This window comes from Streptomyces sp. WELS2 (genome assembly GCF_013870595.1).
GTDB lineage: Bacteria > Actinomycetota > Actinomycetes > Streptomycetales > Streptomycetaceae > Streptomyces.
Genome location: NZ_JACBWZ010000335.1, coordinates 1 through 6,468, shown reverse-complemented (window position 1 = coordinate 6,468; position 6,468 = coordinate 1). Strand labels below are relative to the sequence as shown.

Sequence of the window (6,468 nt, the reverse complement as noted above, 5' to 3'; positions counted from 1 at the left end):
GACGGGCTGCTCGACCACGCGGCCCGGCTGGCCGCCAAGGACCTCGACCCCCGAGCGGATCACCGGGCCCCCGCCGGATACCGCCGGGACCTCGCCCGCACGCTCACCGGCCGGGCGCTGGCGGCGTCCCTCACCCGCAGCACGGCCCGACTCCAGGAGGCGACCGCGCCATGACCACCCCCATCCCGCTGGAACTCAGCGCCAACGGGGCCTCGCACACCCTGTCCGTCGACCCCCGGCGCAGCCTCGCCGACGTGCTCCGGCGCGACCTCGGCCTGACCGGCACGACCGTGGGCTGTGAGACCGGGGTCTGCGGCTCGTGCACCGTGCTGGTGAACGGCGAACCCGTCCGCTCCTGCGTGATGCTCGCGGTCCAGGCGGACGGCACCGCCGTGGAGACCGTCGAGTCGCTCGCCGAGCAGGACCCCACCAGCGGCCGGCTGAACCCCCTGCAGCGCTCGTTCAAGGAGCACTTCGCCCTCCAGTGCGGCTTCTGCACCCCCGGGTTCCTGATGCTCGGCACCGCCCTGCTGCGCAAGGAACCGGCCGCCGACCGGGACCGGATCACCGAGTGCGTCGCCGCCAACCTGTGCCGCTGCACCGGCTACGCCCCCATCGTCGACGCGGTGGAGGCGGCCGCCCGAAGCGGCGCCGCCGGCCCGAAGGACCAGGAGCGGGAGGAGGCGGACGCGTGAACGCCATCGGAGTCTCCGTACCGCGCCTGGAGGACGACCGGCTGCTGCGCGGCCAGGGCCGCTTCCACGACGAGATCGTACGGCCCGGGCAGCTCTGGCTGCGGGTGGTCCGTTCGCCCGTCGCCCACGCCCGGATCCGCGGGATCGGCGTCGAGGCCGCCGCCGCCCACCCCGGCGTGGTCGCCGTGATCACCGCCGCCGACCTGGCGGGCATGCCCCGGATCCCGGTCCGCCAGCCCTCGCCCGGTATCGACTTCACCCCCTATCTGCAGCCCGCCCTGGCGACCGGATTCGTCCAGTACGTCGGCGACCCGGTCGCCGCCGTCCTCGCCGAGGACCCGTACCTCGCCGAGGACGCGGCCGATCTGGTCACGCTCGACCTGGAGGAACTGCCCGTCTCGCTGGACGCCCGGGCCGGCGCCGCGCTGCGGCCCGGGAGCCGGCCGGGCGAGAGCGCACTCGTCGGCACCGTGGACTTCTCCTTCGGTGACGTCGACGAGGTCTTCGCGACGGCACCCCACGTCGTCGCCGCCGACCTCAAGGTGGGCCGGCACAGCGGTACCCCGCTGGAGCCGCGCGGCCTCGTCGCCGACTGGGACGCCCGCGCGCGCCGGATGACCGTCTGGGGCGCCACCAAGGTCCCCTACTTCAACCGCCGGGTCACCGCGCGGATGCTCGGCATCGCCGAGCACCAGATCCACATGCTGGAGAGCGACGCCGGCGGCAGCTTCGGGATCCGCGGCGAGTTCTACCCCGAGGACCTGCTCGTCCCGTTCCTCGCCCTGCGCACCGGCCGCCCGGTCAAGTGGACCGAGGACCGCACCGAGCACCTGACCGCCGCCAACCACGCCCGCGAGCAGGAACACCGGATCGAACTGGCCTTCGACGAGCGGCACCGGCTGCTGGGCCTGCGCGGCGAGGCGTGGCTGGACACCGGCGGCTACATCCGCACCCACGGAGCCGTCGTGGCCGCCCTCACCTCCTCCATGATGTCGGGCCCGTACCGGATGGCCGCCTGCCGGAGCCGGGTGCACATCGTCACCACCAACAAGACCCCGGTCGGCACCTACCGCGCACCGGGCAGGTTCCAGCACAACTTCGTGCGCGAGCACGCCATGGACCTCGCCGCCGACCGGCTCGGCGTGGACCCGGTCGAACTACGCCGGATCAACCTGCTGGACGCCGGCGAACTGCCGCACCGGCGGCCACTGCACGTCTTCGGCGCGCCGATGCTGTTGGACGGCAAGGACCACCTGGAGCACTTCGACAAGTCCCGGGAGCTCTTCGGCTACGGCGCCTGGCGCGAGGAGGCCCGCAGGGCCAGGGAGCAGGGCCGGCTGGTCGGCACCGGCTGCGCCGTCATCCTGGAGAAGGCCGGTCTCGGACACGACAGCGCGGTGGTGGACATCGGCGTGACCGGCGCGATCCGGGTCGCGATGGGCGGGGCCAACGTCGGACAGGGCGTCGAGACCGTGATGGCCCAGATCGCCGCCGAGGAGTTCGACGTCCCCACGGAGTCCGTCACCGTGGTGCTCTCCGACACCGACATCCTCGCCGACGGCTCCGGCACCTTCGCCAGCCGCACCACGGTGGTCGGCGGCACGGCCGTGAAACTCGCCGCCGAACAGGTGCTGGCCAAGGCCCGCCGGGTGGCGGCCGGCCTGCTCGGCACGGACCCGGACCGGCTCGTCGTACGCGACGGCGGCCTGGAGCCGGACGGCGAGCCCGAACGCCGCGTCGCCTTCGGCGAGATCGCCGCCGCCTCCTTGGCCCCGCCCTACGTCCGCACCGGCGAGGAACCCGGACTGATCGGCCGCGGCACGTACCTGGCCGATGCCATGACCTACCCCTACGGGGCGCACTACGCCCAGGCCGAGGTCGACCCGGGCACCGGAGCGGTGAGGCTGCTGCGCTACGCGGTGAGCTACGAGATCGGCCGGGCGGTCAACCCCGCCCTGGTGCACGCCCAGCTGGTCGGCGGCACCGTCCAGGGCATCGGCGGCACCCTGTTCGAGGAGTTCCCGTACGACGAGCAGGGCGTGCCCTTGTCCACCACCCTCGGTGACTACCTCTGGCCGCGCGCGTCGGACCTCCCCGAGATCCGCGTCGAGATCTTCGAGGACTCCCCGGCCCCGGGGAACCCGCTCGGTGTCCGGGGCGCCGGCGAGGGCGGCACCGCGGGCGTCGGCGCGGCGGTGGCCAACGCGGTCCGCGACGCGCTGCGGCTCACCGGGACGGTGGGCGCGCTGCCGCTGCTCCCGGACCGGGTGATGGCCCTGATCAAGTCCCGGAACGACGAGGGAGCGACGACATGACACGGCACCCCATGGTCCCCGAGTGGCTGGACCCCGCGGAGTGGGACGACACGGAGGACGCGACCGGGACCGGCGCCCCCACCCTCGCGGAACTCGCCGCGGCGGACCCGGCGGGCCGCACCACCCTGGTCGAGGAGTATCTGCGGCACGAGGTCGCCGGGATCCTCCGGACGGACCCGGAGCGGGTCGATCCCGCCAGCCCGCTCGGCGTCATCGGCATCGGTTCCATGAAGGGGGTGGAGCTCCAGCGGCGCGTCCGCGGTGCGATCGGCGTGGATCTCGACCTCGGGACCGTGCTGGGCTCCTTGTCCATCGCCGGGCTCGCGGCCCACACCGCCGAGTCGGTGGCCGGGCTGATCACCTCGTCGGCGGTGAGAGGATGAGCGGGCTCGCCCTGCCCGCCGACGGCCGGGCGGACCTCTGGCTGCTGCGCCTGCCCTCCCCGGAGGACATCACCGGCAGGCTCGACCTGTCCGTCCTCGACGAGAGCGAACGCGCCCGGGCCAGCTCCTGCCGGCGCCAGAAGGGCGGGTTCCTGTACGCCTCGGCGCACATCGCGCTGCGCCGTCTGCTCGGCGCCTACCTCGGCCATCCGCCGGCCGGTCTGCGGTTCGTCCGCCTGCCGTGCCCCTGCTGCGACAAGCCGCACGGGCGTCCCACGCTGGCCGTGCCCGACTCGGCCGTGCACTTCTCGCTCTCCCACAGCACCGGGATGGCGCTGATCGGCATCGCGGCCGTACCGATCGGGGTGGACGTCGAGGAGGTGCCCAAGACCTCCACGGTCAAGGTCTGCTCCACCGCGGTCCACCCGGACGAGCGGGCGGAGATCGAAGCGGTCCCGGCGCCACTGCGCCGGGCCGCCTTCGGCCAGCTCTGGACGCGCAAGGAGGCCTATCTCAAGGGCCTCGGCACGGGGCTCGGCCGCCCGCTCTCGCAGGACTACCTGGGCGCCGAGGAGTCGGCCCGGCCCGAGGGGTGGACGGTGGTGGACATCCCGTGCGGCCCCGCGCACACCGGCGCCGCGGCCGTGGCCACCGAGTCGCTGACCGGCACGTCGCTGCGCCCGGTCCCGATCGAGAGCCTCTACGAGGGCGACGCGGGCGGCCTCGGCCTCGGCGCCGCCTGAGGCCGGCGGCCCGGCGCCGTCCCACCGAGCAGTGGAAACCGACCGAGATGAAGACCGGAGAGGGCCGACCGAGATGAAGGACATCGCCGAGACCCTGGGAGCCTGGCACCGCGGCGGGCAGAGCTTCGCCGTGGCCACCGTGGTGGGGGTGTCCGGCAGCGCGCCGCGCGGGCCCGGCGCCGCCCTGGCCGTGAACGCCGGCGGCGAGGCGGTCGGCTCGGTGTCCGGCGGCTGTGTCGAGGCCGCGGTGTACGAGCTGTGCCGGGAGGCGATCAGCTCGGGACAGGTATTGCAGGAACGTTTCGGCTACAGCGACGACGATGCCTTCGCGGTCGGTCTGACCTGTGGCGGAGTGCTGGACGTGTTCGTGCAGCCGGTCGTCCCGGGCTCCGACCCGGCGATCGACGCGGCGATCACTTCCCTGGCCTTTGGCACCCCCCTCGCCCTCGCCCGGGCCGTGGCCGGTCCGCCGGACCTCGTCGGAGCGGCCGTGGCGGTCACGGCCGACGGTCACCACGGCGGACTCGGCGGGTACGCCGGCCTGGAGCGCGCGGTCGCGGCCCGGGCCCGGACCATGCTGGACGCGGGCCGCACCGGACAGGTCGTCCTCGGACCGGCCGGGACCCCATGCGACGACACCGGCCAGGACACCGTCACCTTCTTCGTCGAGGCGTACGTCCCCCCGCCCCGCATGATCGTCTTCGGCGCCGTCGACTTCGCCGCGGCCGTCGCGGGGATCGGGACCTTCCTCGGCTACCACGTCACCGTGTGCGACGCCCGTCCCGTCTTCGCCACCCGCCGCCGCTTCCCCGACGCGGACGAGATCGTCGTCGACTGGCCGCACCGCTACCTCGATACCCAGCTCGACCGGATCGACGGCCGCACCGTGCTGTGCGTGCTCACCCACGACGCCAGGTTCGACATCCCGCTGCTGGAGAGGGCCCTGCGGCTCCCGGTCGGCTACGTCGGCGCCATGGGATCCCGGCGCACCCACCAAGAGCGCGAGACCCGGCTGCGGGAAGCCGGCCTCGGCGAGGCCGAGATCGCCCGGCTGCGGTCCCCGATCGGGCTCGATCTCGGCGCCCGCACTTCCGAGGAGACCGCGGTCGCCGTGGCCGCCGAGATCATCGCCCACCGTCGCGGCGGCTCCTGCCTGCCCCTGTCGGCCACCGCCGGCCCGATCCATCACGTGACCGGCCAGGCGCACGACGGCACGGGACACCTGCCGGACCACCCGGAGCACCCCCAGCACCCGGAGCACCCGACGGCCCGGCACCGGCTCCTCGCGGAAGCCAGACCGTGAGATGCGTGGAACTGCGGACCGCCAGGGCCCCCGAACTGACGCTCGTCCTGCTGCATCACGCGGGCGGCTCGGCCGACGGCTACCGGCAGTTCGTCAGCCACCTGCCGGACCACTGGCGGGTGCTCGCTGCGGAACTGCCGGGCCGCGTGCACGCGTCCAGGCAGCACGGCTGCCGCTCGGTCGCCGAGGCGGTGGACGGGCTGCTGCGTGTGCTCAGGGCCGAGTCCGGCGGCGCATACGCCGTGTTCGGGCACAGCATGGGAGCGCTCGTCGCCTTCGAACTGGTCCGGGCGCTGGAGCGGCTGGGCCGGCCGCCCCTGTGGCTCGGGCTCTCCGGCAGCCCGGCACCGCAGACCGGCGGCCCGGCGGCACCACGGCGCCACACCTGGCCGCGTGAACGGGTGGAGGACTTCATGCGGCGGCTGGGCGGCACGCCGGACAGCGCCTGGCACCATCCGGTCCTCGCCGAGCGGATGGTCCGCACCATGCGCTGGGACCTGGAAGTCGTCGACACCTACGAGTACGCGGGCGGTCCTCCGCTGACCACGCCGCTTTCCCTGTTCGCGGGAGAGGCGGACCCGCTGGCCCCTCCGGAGCGGGTCCGCCGCTGGAGGGAGCACACCAGGGCCTCCGCCGTCCTCCACCGGCTGCCCGGCGGCCATTTCTACCTGTTCGACCGGGCCGCCGACGTCTGCCGGCGCATCGTCGAGGACGTCACCGCCCACACGTGCCACGCCACCGCGGCCCCGGCTCCGGGCCCGCACGCCCCACCGCCCTGACGAAGGCCCGGCGGACACCGGAAGCCGCCTTTCGGCCGACTCCGGAACAGGAGATGCTGGTGCGGTATCGCCCACGGACGAGCGAACAGAAGCGGGTCCGAGCGCATCTCACGCTTCGCGAGGGCCACCGCATGCTCACACGGCCGTGAGCCCGCGCACCGTCGCGTCTTCCGAGAGGAGATCGGACGATGAATCCCTCGTCGTACCGGCAGGGCGGAAACGGAACAGCACCCCGGTGGCCGCGCGGTCG

The 6,468-nt window shown here is 74.1% G+C and carries 7 protein-coding genes; all 7 read left to right on the top strand.

Annotated elements, in window-relative coordinates; all coding sequences use genetic code 11:
• The first annotated feature begins 6 nt into the window (after positions 1-6).
• The 7 genes from H5J33_RS38715 to H5J33_RS19525 all read left to right on the top strand — a co-directional run bounded on the left by H5J33_RS38715 (position 7) and on the right by H5J33_RS19525 (position 6,218).
• The gene (locus tag H5J33_RS38715; RefSeq protein ID WP_399552880.1) at positions 7-174 is read left to right on the top strand and encodes a hypothetical protein; all 168 of its coding nucleotides are present in this window, start codon (positions 7-9) and stop codon (positions 172-174) included.
• Positions 171-695, top strand: coding sequence for a (2Fe-2S)-binding protein (locus H5J33_RS19550; RefSeq protein WP_181796223.1), 525 nt, complete (start codon positions 171-173; stop codon positions 693-695). Before H5J33_RS38715 ends, H5J33_RS19550 begins: the two co-directional genes overlap by 4 nt.
• Entirely contained in the window at positions 692-3,010 is a 2,319-nt protein-coding gene (locus H5J33_RS19545; RefSeq protein ID WP_181796222.1) for a xanthine dehydrogenase family protein molybdopterin-binding subunit, read from the top strand. Before H5J33_RS19550 ends, H5J33_RS19545 begins: the two co-directional genes overlap by 4 nt.
• A complete protein-coding gene (locus H5J33_RS19540; protein WP_181796221.1) occupies positions 3,007-3,393 on the top strand; it encodes an acyl carrier protein in 387 nt (128 codons plus the stop codon). The genes H5J33_RS19545 and H5J33_RS19540 overlap by 4 nt, the downstream gene beginning before the upstream one ends.
• Positions 3,390-4,136: a 4'-phosphopantetheinyl transferase superfamily protein gene (locus H5J33_RS19535; RefSeq protein WP_181796220.1), complete on the top strand. Its 747-nt coding sequence runs from the start codon at positions 3,390-3,392 to the stop codon at positions 4,134-4,136. Before H5J33_RS19540 ends, H5J33_RS19535 begins: the two co-directional genes overlap by 4 nt.
• 73 nt (positions 4,137-4,209) lie before the next feature.
• The gene (locus tag H5J33_RS19530; protein WP_181796219.1) at positions 4,210-5,439 is read left to right on the top strand and encodes an XdhC/CoxI family protein; all 1,230 of its coding nucleotides are present in this window, start codon (positions 4,210-4,212) and stop codon (positions 5,437-5,439) included.
• Positions 5,440-5,444: 5 nt separating this feature from the next.
• Positions 5,445-6,218 carry an alpha/beta fold hydrolase gene (locus H5J33_RS19525; protein ID WP_309485444.1) on the top strand — a complete coding sequence of 258 codons (774 nt, stop codon included), beginning with the start codon at positions 5,445-5,447 and terminating at the stop codon, positions 6,216-6,218.
• Positions 6,219-6,468 lie beyond the last annotated feature (250 nt).